Origin of the sequence: Amycolatopsis rhizosphaerae, assembly GCF_007713715.1 — a bacterium.
GTDB lineage: Bacteria > Actinomycetota > Actinomycetes > Mycobacteriales > Pseudonocardiaceae > Amycolatopsis_E > Amycolatopsis_E rhizosphaerae.
The window spans coordinates 1-12,730 of sequence record NZ_VJWX01000022.1 but is presented as its reverse complement, the minus strand read 5'-3'; the positions used below and the strand labels follow the sequence as shown (position 1 = coordinate 12,730).

Annotated in this window: 12 protein-coding genes and 1 pseudogene; 6 read left to right on the top strand and 7 right to left on the bottom strand. The window is 70.8% G+C overall.

Annotation, left to right across the window (positions count from 1 at the left end):
- Positions 1-52: 52 nt before the first annotated feature.
- Positions 53-628, bottom strand: coding sequence for an NADPH-dependent FMN reductase (locus tag FNH05_RS04290; protein WP_144585945.1), 576 nt, complete (start codon positions 626-628; stop codon positions 53-55).
- A gap of 127 nt (positions 629-755) precedes the next feature.
- Here FNH05_RS04290 and FNH05_RS04285 point away from each other — a divergent pair, with 127 nt between their 5' ends.
- Positions 756-1,814 carry an alpha/beta hydrolase gene (locus FNH05_RS04285; RefSeq protein ID WP_144585944.1) on the top strand — a complete coding sequence of 353 codons (1,059 nt, stop codon included), beginning with the start codon at positions 756-758 and terminating at the stop codon, positions 1,812-1,814.
- Between the two features lie 395 nt (positions 1,815-2,209).
- On the opposite strand, the gene FNH05_RS04280 is transcribed toward FNH05_RS04285, so the two are convergent.
- Complete coding sequence (locus FNH05_RS04280) at positions 2,210-2,725, bottom strand: hypothetical protein (protein ID WP_144585943.1); 516 nt, start codon at positions 2,723-2,725, stop codon at positions 2,210-2,212.
- Positions 2,726-3,142: 417 nt separating this feature from the next.
- Here FNH05_RS04280 and FNH05_RS04275 point away from each other — a divergent pair, with 417 nt between their 5' ends.
- Complete coding sequence (locus tag FNH05_RS04275) at positions 3,143-4,309, top strand: MFS transporter (protein WP_144585964.1); 1,167 nt, start codon at positions 3,143-3,145, stop codon at positions 4,307-4,309.
- Here FNH05_RS04275 and FNH05_RS04270 read toward each other — a convergent pair.
- The 4 genes from FNH05_RS04270 to FNH05_RS04255 form a co-directional block, all read right to left on the bottom strand.
- Complete coding sequence (locus tag FNH05_RS04270) at positions 4,295-4,669, bottom strand: hypothetical protein (RefSeq protein ID WP_144585942.1); 375 nt, start codon at positions 4,667-4,669, stop codon at positions 4,295-4,297. The genes FNH05_RS04275 and FNH05_RS04270 overlap by 15 nt on opposite strands.
- Before the next feature lie 42 nt (positions 4,670-4,711).
- Positions 4,712-7,066 carry an SdrD B-like domain-containing protein gene (locus FNH05_RS04265; RefSeq protein ID WP_246127521.1) on the bottom strand — a complete coding sequence of 785 codons (2,355 nt, stop codon included), beginning with the start codon at positions 7,064-7,066 and terminating at the stop codon, positions 4,712-4,714.
- A gap of 125 nt (positions 7,067-7,191) precedes the next feature.
- Entirely contained in the window at positions 7,192-8,235 is a 1,044-nt protein-coding gene (locus FNH05_RS04260; protein WP_144585941.1) for an aspartate-semialdehyde dehydrogenase, read from the bottom strand.
- A complete protein-coding gene (locus FNH05_RS04255; RefSeq protein ID WP_144585940.1) occupies positions 8,235-9,497 on the bottom strand; it encodes an aspartate kinase in 1,263 nt (420 codons plus the stop codon). Before FNH05_RS04255 ends, FNH05_RS04260 begins: the two co-directional genes overlap by 1 nt.
- 153 nt (positions 9,498-9,650) lie before the next feature.
- Here FNH05_RS04255 and FNH05_RS04250 point away from each other — a divergent pair, with 153 nt between their 5' ends.
- The 3 genes from FNH05_RS04250 to FNH05_RS04240 are packed head-to-tail and all read left to right on the top strand — an operon-like array spanning position 9,651 to position 11,661.
- Positions 9,651-10,814, top strand: coding sequence for a mannosyltransferase family protein (locus FNH05_RS04250; protein WP_246127520.1), 1,164 nt, complete (start codon positions 9,651-9,653; stop codon positions 10,812-10,814).
- A 27-nt stretch (positions 10,815-10,841) separates the two neighbouring features.
- Positions 10,842-11,084 (top strand): hypothetical protein, encoded by a 243-nt coding sequence (locus FNH05_RS04245; RefSeq protein WP_144585939.1) that lies wholly within the window; start codon positions 10,842-10,844, stop codon positions 11,082-11,084.
- Positions 11,068-11,661, top strand: a complete 594-nt coding sequence (locus FNH05_RS04240; protein ID WP_144585938.1) for a nitroreductase family protein — start codon at positions 11,068-11,070, stop codon at positions 11,659-11,661. Before FNH05_RS04245 ends, FNH05_RS04240 begins: the two co-directional genes overlap by 17 nt.
- A gap of 20 nt (positions 11,662-11,681) precedes the next feature.
- Here the strand turns inward: FNH05_RS04240 and FNH05_RS04235 are convergent, their stop codons facing one another.
- Positions 11,682-12,068 carry a hypothetical protein gene (locus FNH05_RS04235; protein ID WP_144585937.1) on the bottom strand — a complete coding sequence of 129 codons (387 nt, stop codon included), beginning with the start codon at positions 12,066-12,068 and terminating at the stop codon, positions 11,682-11,684.
- A gap of 235 nt (positions 12,069-12,303) precedes the next feature.
- On the opposite strand from FNH05_RS04235, the pseudogene FNH05_RS04230 reads away from it, so the two are divergent.
- A pseudogene (locus FNH05_RS04230) lies at positions 12,304-12,730 on the top strand (2-isopropylmalate synthase); the annotation flags it as partial.

Sequence of the window (12,730 nt, the reverse complement as noted above, 5' to 3'; positions counted from 1 at the left end):
CTCCCGGGCAAGGACTACCCACGAACCGCCGTGCGAACCGTTGGGCGCGGGCTCAGGCGGTGGCGTGCGCTCGCGCGAACTCCGTCACGTACCGGCCGATGGCGCGCAGGTTCCGTACCGCCTTCTCGTCGGAGGCGCCGCCGGTCTCGTCGAACTTCACCTCGGCCGTGTTCACCGCGGCACCGAGCGGAGTGGGCCAGCCGCGCAGGGCGTGCGTGACGGTCCGCAACTGGTCGAGCGTGGTGACCGCGGCCTGCCAGCCGTAGGCGACCGCGGCCAGGCCGACCGCGCGCCCGTCGAGGTAGGGACGGCGGTCGGGGCGCAGGTCTTCGAGGTAGTCCAGGGCGTTCTTGACCAGGCCGGAAAGGGCCCCGTGGTACCCGGGCGAGACGATGATCACGCCGTCCGCCTGCCGGACCGCCTCGATCAGCCGGACGGCTTCGGGGGTGCGATCGGAGATCGCCGTGTCGTAGAAGGGGAGCACGAGCCCGCTCCCGGTGATCGCCGTGGTGCGCGCGCCCGCCTCCTCGGCACCGGCCAGCGCGATGTTGAGCGCCCGCTCCGATTGGGAGCCCGCACGCAGGGAACCGCCGATGCCCACGACGTTGATCACCGAGGAGGAAGTCACAACTGAAGAGGCTAACCCCTCCACTTAGGTGGAGAGCCAGCTTCGGGAGCGGAGTCTCCCGTCACAGTCCGTTCCGGCCACGCGCACCTCTTGGTCTCCCGACTACTCGCCGGTAGCCTCCGTGCTCATGGCGATTCCACTCCGGTCCCGCGTCGAAGCGGCCGCGGCCCAGCTGGTCTATGCGCTCCCGCACCCGCTCCGGCGCCTCATCGCGGGCAAGCCGATCCGGATCGACGGGCAGGAACTGGCTCTCGACGCGCAACTGCTGCTCCGGCTCCAGCAGATCTCCGGCGCGGCCATGGCGAGCGAGACCCCCGATCTCGCGCGCGCGATGCTCGCGCAGTCGTCCCATCTGGTGAGCGGTAAGCCGATCCAGCCGGTGGGGACGCAGGAACTGACCATCCCGGCGGAGCACGGCGACGTCCCGGCCACCCTGTACACCCCGGCCGGACTCGCCGGACCGTCCGGCCTGCTGGTGTTCTTCCACGGAGGCGGCTGGGTGATCGGCACCCGCGCCAGCCACGACAACACCGCCCGGTTCCTCGCCAAGCACGCCGGTGTGCGGGTGCTGTCGGTGGAGTACCGCCTGGCGCCGGAGCATCCGTTCCCGGCCGCCGCGGACGACGCGCTGGCCGCATTCCACTACGCCTGCGCGAAGGCCGAAGACCTCGGGGTGGATCCGGACCGGATCGCGGTCGGCGGGGACAGCGCGGGCGGCAACCTCGCCGCCGTCGTCGCACAGGTGACCACGCGCCGCGGCGGCCCGGCTCCCGCCTTCCAGTTGCTCATCTACCCCGCACTCGACGCGACGGTGCGCCGGCGTTCACGGGACCTGTTCGCCGACGGCTTCTTCCTCACCGACCGCGACATGACCTGGTTCCTGGACCACTACGCGCCGCCGGAGGTGAACCGCGCCGACGAGCGGCTTTCGCCGATGCTCACGGAGGATCTCAGCGGGCTGCCGCCCGCCTACATCGTGACCGCCGGATTCGACCCGCTGCGGGACGAGGGCGAGGCCTACGGGGAGCGGCTGCGGGCGGCCGGGGTGCCCACCGCGGTGAGCCGCCAGTCCGATCTGATCCACGGCTTCGTGAACTTCCTCGGCGTCGGGCGCCGGTTCCGGGAGGCGACCGCCGAAGCGGCCGGGGCGCTGCGGGTCGGCCTGTCCGGTATCCGCGGTAGCTGACGAGGAACGACCCAGCCGGAATCCGGCGCGCTGCCACGCCGGATTCCGGTTCCCCCCCTATTCACTGGGTTCATCGGCCGGTCCTGCCGAACCGTCGCTGTCATAGGTACCAACACCGCCGGTACGGCACCACCCGGCCCGGGCAAAGTGAGAGCTTTTCATCGTTACCCGGACGGGAAAAGCGGCGCGGAATCCGACCGCATGAGGTGAAAAGAACGCACCACCGCTGCCAGGAAGACCGGCGTAACGGCAACCCGGCACGCGCTCGGTAACCGCTTCACTCGCTGAAACAACGGTGTCACCCGATCCGCTGTTTTCCGGAAGTGAGCGGAAACGGTGCCGCCGGTTCAGGTGCCGAAATGACCCGGACGGCCGCGCGAACCATGGGAAAAGCCTCAGACGTGCGGCACGGGAAGTGGCAACGGCAGGGCGGGCACTCCACCCCCGAGCAGCGCGGCGAGCAGACCGGTCACCAGGGTCAGCAGGCTCTTGATCAGGTTGCTGACGATGTTCAGCGGCGGCGGCAGGTCCGGCAGGCCCGGCACCGGCAGCTGCCTGACCTGGGCCATCTCGGCGGGATCGTCGCGGTCGGCCAGTACCCGGCTCGCCTCGGCCTGCTGCTCCTTCGCCGCGGCCGCGGTTTGCGGGGCGTCCGACCGCAACGTGTACTTCTGCCCCCCGGCGAGATCGCCGAGCAGCGGACTCATCTGGTCCAGCGAGCGCTGCGTGCCCTGCACGTCACCCGCATAGGCGGCCTTGGCCAACTGGTCCCGCATCCCCAGGAGCTGCTGCCCCGCGGCTTGCGTGCTCGACGTGCCCACGCTGTCCGCTGCCGCGACCCCGGCTCCACCGATGGCCAGCACACTGCCTGCCACCACGACCGCGACGGCTCGGGCGATCTTGCCTTTCATTGCTACCTCCTGGTCTTTGCTGCGAATAACGATCTTCATCAGTACCAACGGGGCCGGAAGGCCACCAATCGGCCACTCGGACGCGAGGCTCGCCCGCCTTTACGGGGCGGAGAGAAAACAGCGGAAATGAACCGCAAGCGGTGAACCGGCGAGGCGCTTTCCCGTGCTTCGCTCGCGCGTCGGGTAACCGTTTCACCCGGCGAAACGAACTGGTCACTCGAATCGTTGGATCCGGCCGGGAAACCGATGAAGACCGTGCTCGCCGAGCGATGTCCGTCCGAAGTGGACCGCCTGGTGCGGCGCCGTCAGGGAGCGGTGCCGCGCCGTCTCCGGGTAAAGAAGTTGCACGGCCGTGCCAAAGTGGAGATCGTGCAGTCGTATCGCAGAGTCCTCGCCCTGCCCGGTGTCCCCACCACGATGCTGGTGATGTTCCTGGCCCGGCTGCCGCTCACCGCGATGGGCGTGACCCTCACCCTGTACGTCGTCACCGGCCTCGGGCGCGGCTACGGTGCCGCCGGCCTGGTCGGCACCGCCGCCACCCTGGGCACCGCGCTCGGTGCCCCGCTGGTCGGCCGGATGATCGACCGGTACGGACTGCGCCCGGTCGTCCTCCTGTGCGGGACCGTGTCCACCGCGTACTGGCTCGGCGTGCCCTCCCTGCCGTACCCGGCGCTGGTCGCCCTCGCCCTGCCCGCGGGCATGCTGGTGGTGCCGGTCAGCTCACTGGCCAGGCAGGTACTCACCGCCCAGGTGCCCGCCGAGCAGCGCCGGTCGGCCTACTCGCTGGACACGATCTCGATCGAGTCGTCGTTCATGATCGGTCCCGCGGCGGCCATCGCGGTGTGCACCCAGCTTTCCCCCACCACGGCGGTGACCGGCCTCGGCATCGGGTTCGCCGCCCTGACCGTCACGCTGTACTGGTTCGATCCACCGGTGCGCCACCAGGACGAGCAGGTCCCGACCGAGCGGCCGCCCTTGCACAACTGGCTGACCCGCGACCTCTCCGCGACCCTGCTGGTGGCCGCCGGGGCGCTGTTCTGCCTGGTCGGCACCGAACTGGCCACGCTCGCCGCGCTGCGAAGCTCGGGCGAGGTGGCCTGGGCCGGTGTGGTGATCGCGGTGATGTGCCTGGCCTCGGCCACCGGTGGGATGGTGCACGGGGCGGTCCGCCGTCCGCTGTCCCAGACCACGCTCATGCTGCTGCTCGCGGTGCTGGTGATCCCGGTGGGACTGACGACGCAGCCGTGGTGGCTGCTCGCGCTGGTCCTCATTCCGACCAACCTCGCCTGCGCCCCCACCCTGGCCGCCACCGCCGAGCAGATCGGCGCGCTCGCCCCGGCCCGGGTACGCGGCGAGGCGATGGGACTGCTGGATTCGGCGACGCGGATCGGCATGGCGATCGGCAGCCCGATCGTCGGCACCGTGCTCGACCACGCCCCCGCCGCATGGGGATTCGCCGCGGCGGGAGCGGGCGGGCTCGTCATCGCCGCCGCCGGGCCGGCTCTCCGCCGGTTCCCCGTGCCGCGTCCCGCCCTCGCCTCGCCCCGCGCCCTTCGGAAGAAGTGCCCGTCAGAGGCAGGCTGACCGCAGCCGGGAGAGGTTGTCGGTATTGCGTTGAATCCAGTCGCTGAGGTTGCTCAACTGGTTGAGCTTGCGCTGTTCCAAAGCCAGGTAGGAATCGGCGATGGTGAACAGGTTCTGCTTCAGGTCCTGATCGGCGACCTGGTTCGCGAGCGCGCGGAGCCGGTCCGCCTTGTCCTGCGCCTGCTTCGCCAACTCGGCGGGGTCGAGGTTCGGATCGAGGTTCGCCAGCCCGAGTGCCTCGGCACAGGCGCTCGCCTTGTCCTTGGCGGCCCCCACCTGCCCGACGGCCGTGTCGACCTGCTCGCAACCGGCCAGCAGCATCCCGAGCCCGAGCACAACGAGCACACGCGGAAACTTCATGACCTCACGCTAGCGCGTAAAACCACTTCGAAACACGTCGTTTCACCGGTGGACGGACTTCCACCAGCGGAGGGTGAACACCGACCCGAGCACCACGACGAGCGCGGTGAACGCCGCCCACCCGGCCGGGAGCCCGCCACCGCGGCCCGCACCTCCTGAAGTGTCCGAACCGGCCGCTGCGGGGGCGACGGCCGGGGCCGGCGCGATCAGTCCCACCCGGACGGTCAGGTCCTCCCTGGGCTTCGGCCCGACTGTCACCGGTTGCGTGCAACCGTCGGGCATACCGGGGATCCGGAAGCCTGCGGCCTCCCGCGGCAGAGCGGCCAGGTCGAAGCACACGCGGTAGACGCCGTCGGGCAGGTCGTCCAGCAGGTACTTCCCGTCCTGGCCGGTGTGGGTGCCCGCCACCACACGACCGGCACCGTCCTTGAGGCTGACCGCGATCCCGGCCATCCCTGGCTCGTCCGGCTGGGGCAACGCGTCGGCATTGCGGTCCAGCCACAACAGATCACCCACCCGGTTGCGGGGCAGCACCACTCCGGCGTCCATAGTGGACTCGCGGCGGTGCCCGACGCCGACCGTCACCGGCGGCGTGCAGCCCGTGGAAAGGTCCGCCCGGGAGTCCGCGCTGCCGCCGCCGACCATCGGCCGCGTCCACTGGTCACCCGCGTAACCGGGCGGGAAAGCCTTGGGATCGAAGCAGATCTGATAGGTCCCGTCGGGGATTCCGTCGAACCGGTAGCGGCCGTCCACCCCGGTCGTCGTGGTGCCGGCGTCGCTACCGTCCACTTTGGCCAGACGCACCGGCACCCCGGCGACCCCGGCCTCGGCGCCGTCCTGCCGCCCGTTGCGGTTGCCGTCGAACCAGACCCGGCCCGCCACGCGGTCGGCGGGCGCGACCAGCCCGGCGCCGAGGGAATGGTCCTCCCGCTTGCCCAGTCCGACCGTCACCCGGCGCGTGCACCCGGCCGCGTCGGCTGCGGAGTCGTTGCCGCCCGCGGACGGGGTGAAGTCCGCGACCACGGGCGGCAGGTTCGCCAGATCGAAACACACCTGGTAGGCGCCGTCCGGCATGTCCTCGAAGGTGTACTGCCCGTCCGGCCCCGTGGTCGTCATGGCCACCTGCGTGCCGTCCTCGGTCCGCAGTTTCACCTGCACCCCGGCGATGCCCGGCTCGTCCGGTGCCTGCCTGCCGTCGCCGTCGCGGTCGATCCACACCCGCGCCGAAAGGCGGTTCACGGGCGGTGCAAGCCCGGCGTCCAGCGTCAGGTCCTGGGTGTGCCCCGGCCCGACCCCGACCGGCGCGGTGCACCCGGTCGCCGGATCGGGTGCCGAATCCTGGCCGGGATTTCCCGCCAGCGGCCGGGTCAGCCGGTAGTCGGCGTACTGCGCGGGCAGCCTGCCGGTGTCGAAGCACACCTGGAACCGGCCGTCGGGCAGATGCGAAAACGAATACTGCCCGCGCGCGTCGGTGCTGGTGGTGGCCACCACCGAGCCGTCGGGCGTCTGAAGGCTGACCGGCACCCCCGCCACCCCGAGCTCACCCGGATCCTGCCTGCCGTCGCGGTTCGCGTCGGCCCACACCAGATCGCCGATCCGGTTCACGCCGCCGATCACCCCCGCGTCCACGGTGTCGTCCACCGAACCCGGCGGACCCACCGTGACCTTCGCCGTCCCGGTACCCGGATCCACCACCGAACCGGTACCCGGGGTGACCCCGGCCAACGGCACCGTCCACTTGAGATTCGCGACCGGCGGGGCACCGGGAAGACGGGCCGCGTCCACCCCGGAATAGTCGAACTTCAGCGTGTAGCAGGTCTGGGGCCGCAGCCCGTCGGCCGGGCCGAACACGTAGCGCCCTGCGGCGTCCGTGGTCTTCTGCGCGAGGGGCGCACCGCCGCCGTCGCAGCCCATCAGCCGCACCACCACCCCGGGCAGCGGCGGCTCGTCGCCGTCCTGGACGCCGTCACCGTCGGTGTCGAACCACACGCGGTCGCCGAGCTGCACTTCCCCGGTGCCGCTGCCCACCCCCATGGTGAGCTCGGCGGGTCTGCCCTGGGAGACGTCGACGAACTCGGTGAGCGGGGAGAGGCCGGGCCCCTCGGGCGCGGGTTTGACGTCCCCGACCGAGGCCGGAATCGTCGCCTCGACGCGATACTTCCCGCCCGAGAGCGCCGTGGTCGGGAGGATCACCGTCCCGTCCGGACCCGTCGTCCCGCTCACGCTCGCCCCGGACGGATCCGTGACCACGACGAGGATTCCCGGCGCACCGGCGTTGTTCCGGTCCACCCGGACGACGTGGACCCGCACCGGCCCGTCGGCACCGTCGGCCACCGCGACCGTGGGCATCGCGGTCATGACGAGCAACGCCACCACCGAGACGATTACCAGCCTCACCACGCAGCTCCCCGACTCACCCGCTGAAAGACTCCGCACACCCTAAGAGCGCGAAGATCCGATCAGCGGGAGAAGTCAGCTCCCGAAAGGGTGAAGTACGGCGGGTAACCGCAGTTCGGACGGGGTCAGGACCGTTCGGCGAGCAGTTCGGCGATCTGAACCGCGTTCAACGCCGCGCCCTTGCGCAGGTTGTCGTTCGAGACGAACAGCGCCAGGCCGCGGCCGTCGGGCACGCCCGGATCCGTACGGATGCGCCCCACGAAACTCGGGTCCTTGCCCGCGGCCTCGAGCGGCGTCGGCACGTCGACGACCCGGACGCCGGATGCGGACGAGAGCAACTCGGTCGCCCGCGCCACCGACAACGGCCGGGCGAACTCGGCGTTGATCGACAGCGAGTGCCCGGAGAACACCGGCACCCGGACACAGGTGCCGGACACCAGCAGCTCCGGAATGTCCAGGATCTTCCGGCTTTCGTTGCGCAGCTTCTGCTCTTCGTCCGTCTCGAACGAGCCGTCGTCCACAATGGAGCCCGCCATGGGCAGCACGTTGAACGCGATCGGCCGCACGTACTTGGCCGGTTCCGGGAACGGCACGGCCGCCCCGTCGTGGGTCAGCTCGGTGGCGCGCGGGGCCACGGCGCTGATCTGCCCCGCCAGTTCGGCCACCCCGGCCACCCCGCTGCCGGACACGGCCTGGTACGTGCTGGCGATCAGCCGGACCAGCCCCGCCTCCTCGTGCAGCGGCTTGAGCACCGGCATCGCGGCCATCGTGGTGCAGTTGGGGTTGGCGATGATGCCCTTGCGCGCGTCCTTGACCGCCTGCGGGTTGACCTCGCTGACCACCAGCGGCACGTCCGGATCCATCCGCCACGCCGACGAGTTGTCGATCACGGTGACGCCCGCCGCGGCGAAGCGCGGCGCCTGGGCCCGGGAGGTGGCCCCGCCCGCGGAGAACAGCGCGATGTCCAAACCGGACGGATCCGCGGTGGCCGCGTCCTCGACCTCGATCTCGGCGCCCTGCCAGGGAAGTTTGGTGCCCGCCGAGCGGGCCGAGGCGAAGAACCGGATCTCGCTGAGCGGGAACTCGCGCTCCGCCAGCAGCTTCCGCATCACACCGCCGACCTGGCCGGTCGCGCCGACCACTCCGACGCGCAGTCCCTTCGCCGCCATCAACGACCACTCCCCGCGTAGACGACGGCCTCTTCGTCGCCGCCGAGTTCGAATGCGTCGTGGATCGCGCGAACCGCCTCGTCCAGCTGCGCGTCCCGGATGAGCACCGAGATCCGGATCTCCGAGGTGTTGATGATCTCGATGTTCACCCCCACCTTGGCCAGTGCCTCACAGAAGGTGGCGGTGACGCCGGGGTGCGAGCGCATCCCGGCGCCCACCAGCGAAACCTTGCCGACCTGGTCGTCGTAGAGCACGGAGTTGAAGGTGAGCTCCTCCTTCAGCTTCTCCAGCTCGGCGACCGCCTTCGGGCCGTTGGCCTTGGACAGCGTGAAGGTGATGTCCGTGCGCCCGGCCGTGTTGGACACGTTCTGCAACACCATGTCGATGTCGATCTCGGCGTCGGCGATGGTCCGGAAGATCCGCGCCGCGGCGCCGGCATGGTCGGGCACCCCGGTCACCGTGATCTTGGCCTCGGAACGGTCGTGCGCCACGCCGGTGATCAACGCTTGTTCCACGGGGATCTCCTCAATCGAACCGGTCACGGTGGTGCCCGGCTTGTCACTGTAGGAAGAGCGGACGCGGATCGGCACGCCGTACCTCCGCGCGTACTCGACCGAACGCAGGTGCAGGATCTTCGACCCGCTCGCCGCCAGTTCGAGCATCTCCTCGTACGGCACGGTGTCGAGCTTGCGGGCGTCCGGCACGATCCGCGGGTCGGCCGTGTAGACCCCGTCCACGTCGGAGCAGATCTCGCAGACGTCCGCGTTCAGCGCGGCGGCCAGCGCCACCGCGGTGGTGTCGGAGCCGCCGCGGCCGAGCGTGGTGATGTCCTTGGTGTCCTGCGAGACGCCCTGGAAGCCCGCGACCAGCGCGATGTAGCCCTGCTTGAGCGCCTCGGTGACCCGGCTCGGGGCGACGTCGATGATCCGCGCGTTGCCGTGCACCGAGGTGGTCACCACACCCGCCTGTGAGCCGGTGAACGACCACGCCTCGAGACCGTGCGCGGAGATCGCCATCGCCACCAGCGCGTTGGAGATGCGCTCGCCCGCGGTGAGCAGCATGTCCATCTCGCGCTCCGGCGGCACCGGGTTGACCTGCTGGGCGAGGTCGAGCAGTTCGTCGGTGGTGTCGCCCATCGCGGAGCAGACGACCACCACGTCGTTGCCGGCCTTCTTCGTGGCCACGATGCGTTCGGCCACGCGCTTGATCCGATCAGCGCTCTCCAACGACGAACCGCCGTACTTCTGGACTACGAGCGCCACGGCTATCGGACCTCCTAGGTGCGCTTTTGGAAAAGCCTACCGGGGCAGGCACGTCCGGCCACCCGGTTATGTGGCGGCGCCCACGCCCGCTGAGATCTGCGTCGCAGCATACGTGAGAAAATCTCCAACGTGTTGCAGGAGGAACGAAAGATCTTGCCGTTTTCCGGCCCCCCGGTGATGCCGGCGGCGCGGCCGTCGAGATGGCTTCCTTTCGTTCCGGCGGCGATCTACCTCGGCGTGCGCGGCACCGGGATGCTGGTGCTCGCGGCGGCCGCCGACACCGGCCTGACCGACCGCCTCACCGCGTGGGACGGCTTGTGGTACCTCAAGATCGCGGCGCACGGCTACGACCTCGGCCCCATCCCCGACGCCGACGGCCACCCGAATCCGTTTACCCGCCGGGCGTTCTTCCCCGCGTACCCGGCCCTCCTGCACGCACTGTCCGCGGCCACCGGGCTCAACCTCACGGCGGCGGCCCTGCTCGTTTCCGCGGTGGCGGGCCTGGTCACGGCCTACGGCCTGGCCCGGCTGGGCCGGATCGTGCGGGGCGGTTCGCGGCGTGCGGGCCATCTGCTGGTCGCCCTGTTCGCGGCCGCGCCGATGGGCATCGTGCTGTCGATGGCCTACACCGAGGCGCTGTTCTGCGCCCTCGCGGTCTGGGTACTGGTCGCCCTGCTGGAGCGGCGCTGGCTGCCAGCGGCCCTCGGCACCGCCGCCGCCGGGCTCGTACGCCCGACGTCACTGGCGCTCGTCGTCGTGGTCGTGGCCGCCGCGCTGCTCGCCCTGCACCGCCGCCGGGACGGGCTCCGTCCGCTCGCCGCGGCGCTGCTCGCCCCGGCCGGGCTGTTCGGTTACCTGTGGTGGACGGGACTGCGCGTCCATCCCGAAGCGGGCCTGTTCACGCGGTTGGGCACCTGGTCGGAACTGGAACAGCAGGGGTGGGCCACCCGGTTCGACGGCGGCGCGGCCACGCTGCGGTTCCTCCGCGACGCTCCGTGGTCGGGCGACGGGATGACCCTGCTGACCGTCGCCGTGGTCCTGGCTTCGGTGGTGCTGCCGGCCGTCGCGCTGCGGGGGCGGCTGGAGTGGCCGTTGACCGGCTACGCCGTGCTGGTCATGGTCCAGTGCCTTGGGTCGACCAGCCTCATGCACGCCAAGCCCCGCCTCCTGCTGCCCGCGTTCACCCTGCTGATCCCGGCCGCGATCGGTCTCGCGAAACGACGGAGGGGCACGGTCGTGCTGATCCTCACCGCGGCCACCGCCGTCAGCGCCTGGTACGGCGCGTACGCGCTCACGGTGTGGAAATACGCGATCTAGCGCACAATTCCGCGCGGGGAGGGGCGGATGACTTCGGAGATCGCGAGCCGGCGGGTGTTCCGCCGCGTCGTGTGCCCGCACTGCGGGGAGCGCCGGACCGAGATGAGGGTCTTCGGCACCGCGCGGCACGACGACGACGGGCATCGCAAGCCGTGGTGGCGGATCCGCCGTGAGCTGCGGGAACAGGCGCTGCGCTGGGTGCCGGATCCGAGTTGCCACCGATGCCGCCGCAGGTGTGGAAGTATGCGATCCGATGCGGAAACCAGCTGAGAGCAGCGCGCCGCTGGCCGAACTCATCGCGCAGCGATGGAGCCCGCGCGCGCTCGACGGAACGGGTGAAGTCTCCTGGGAGCAACTGCGCGCGCTCCTCGAAGCCGCCCGGTGGGCGCCCTCGTTCGGCAACACGCAGCCCGCCCGCTACCTCGTCGGCCGCCGGGGCGACGACACCTTCCGGCGGATCCTGGCCACCCTCACCCCCCGCAACCAGGGCTGGGCGCACCGGGCCGGAGCGTTGCTGGTGGCCGTGATGGTGACACGCAACGAGAAGGGCGAGATCCCGTACGCCGAGTACGGGCTCGGGCTGGCCGGGCAGAACCTCGTCCTGCAGGCGGTCGCCGAAGGCCTGGTCGCGCACCAGATGGCGGGCTTCGACGCCGACGCCGTGCGCCGCGAGTTCGCGGTGCCGCCCGAGGCCGTGCCCCGGGTGGCCATCGCGGTCGGCGTACAGGGTGACGCCGAGGTGCTCGGCGAGGAACGCGACATCGAACGCGAACGCGCACCGAGACGCCGCCTCCCGCTGGGGGAGTTCGCCTTCACCGGCACCTGGGGCACCAGCGCGCTGCCGTGACGGGCTGCGGCGAACCCGCGTCAGGCGGAGATGCCGCCGATGCGGCGGACGAGCTTGGCCACGATGGCGGAGGCGATCAGCCAGAACAGGGCGGCGATGCCGTAGTTCACCAGGACGCGCAGCTTCTCGTCGGAGGGCTGGAACAGGTCCCTGAACCCCATCGCGAGGCCGTCGGCCCAGCCGCGGACCCACGACACGATGCCGTTCACCGGGTTGGCGGAACCGACGGTGAAGATCACCTGCAGCACCAGGATCGCCGCGAAGACCAGACCGGCCCAGCGCACGATGCCGGCGATCAGGCCGACCGCCTGGTCCTTGATCCGGCGCCGGTCGGCCTCCGTACGGTGCCTGCGCCCGGAATCCTCGTCGGTGAGGTTCTTCTCGGTTCTCTCGGCGTGCTCGCCCATAACGCGCAGTTTGGCACGCGCACGGGGCCGCTGGCTACCAGCCAGTAAGGAACGGGATAACGGTTCCATCGCGGTACCTGGCTTTCAACATCATCAGCGCGGGGCTACAGTGGACTTCGTGGCTCGCGCTCTCCTGCTTCGCTGCCGCGACGGGGCCTGATCCGACCGGCCCCCCGTCGCGGGGCTCGATGCCGCCGGTCGCCCGACCAGAACCCGGCAGGAGAAGCCTTTCACCATGACGACCGCCAAGTCCGTCAACAGCAGCCGCATCCGCAAGCCCTCCCGGCCCGCGCCCGCCGACCAGCCCACCTGGAACCCGCAGCGCGGCAGTTCCATGCCCGTCCACCGCTACCGCCCATGGCACCAGCTGGTCGAAAACATCGAACTGCCCGACCGCACCTGGCCGGACCAGCGCATCGAGCGCGCCCCGCTGTGGTGCGCGGTCGACCTGCGTGACGGCAACCAGGCGCTGATCGACCCGATGTCGCCCGCCCGCAAGCGCAAGTTCTTCGACCTGCTGGTCCGCATGGGTTACAAGGAGATCGAGGTCGGCTTCCCGGCGGCCAGCCAGACCGACTTCGACTTCGTCCGCGAGATCATCGAAGAGGGCGCGATCCCGGAGGACGTCCGCATCCAGGTGCTGGTGCAGTGCCGTCCCGAGC

What these genes read in the sequence shown, in the direction of transcription:
- FNH05_RS04285 (WP_144585944.1), top strand. Translation starts at nt 756, where the DNA reads ATGGCGATTCCACTCCGGTCCCGCGTCGAAGCGGCCGCGGCCCAGCTG.
- FNH05_RS04280 (WP_144585943.1), bottom strand. Translation starts at nt 2,725, where the DNA reads ATGAAAGGCAAGATCGCCCGAGCCGTCGCGGTCGTGGTGGCAGGCAGT.
- FNH05_RS04275 (WP_144585964.1), top strand. Translation starts at nt 3,143, where the DNA reads ATGCTGGTGATGTTCCTGGCCCGGCTGCCGCTCACCGCGATGGGCGTG.
- FNH05_RS04270 (WP_144585942.1), bottom strand. Translation starts at nt 4,669, where the DNA reads ATGAAGTTTCCGCGTGTGCTCGTTGTGCTCGGGCTCGGGATGCTGCTG.
- FNH05_RS04260 (WP_144585941.1), bottom strand. Translation starts at nt 8,235, where the DNA reads ATGGCGGCGAAGGGACTGCGCGTCGGAGTGGTCGGCGCGACCGGCCAG.
- FNH05_RS04245 (WP_144585939.1), top strand. Translation starts at nt 10,842, where the DNA reads ATGACTTCGGAGATCGCGAGCCGGCGGGTGTTCCGCCGCGTCGTGTGC.
- FNH05_RS04240 (WP_144585938.1), top strand. Translation starts at nt 11,068, where the DNA reads ATGCGGAAACCAGCTGAGAGCAGCGCGCCGCTGGCCGAACTCATCGCG.
- FNH05_RS04235 (WP_144585937.1), bottom strand. Translation starts at nt 12,068, where the DNA reads ATGGGCGAGCACGCCGAGAGAACCGAGAAGAACCTCACCGACGAGGAT.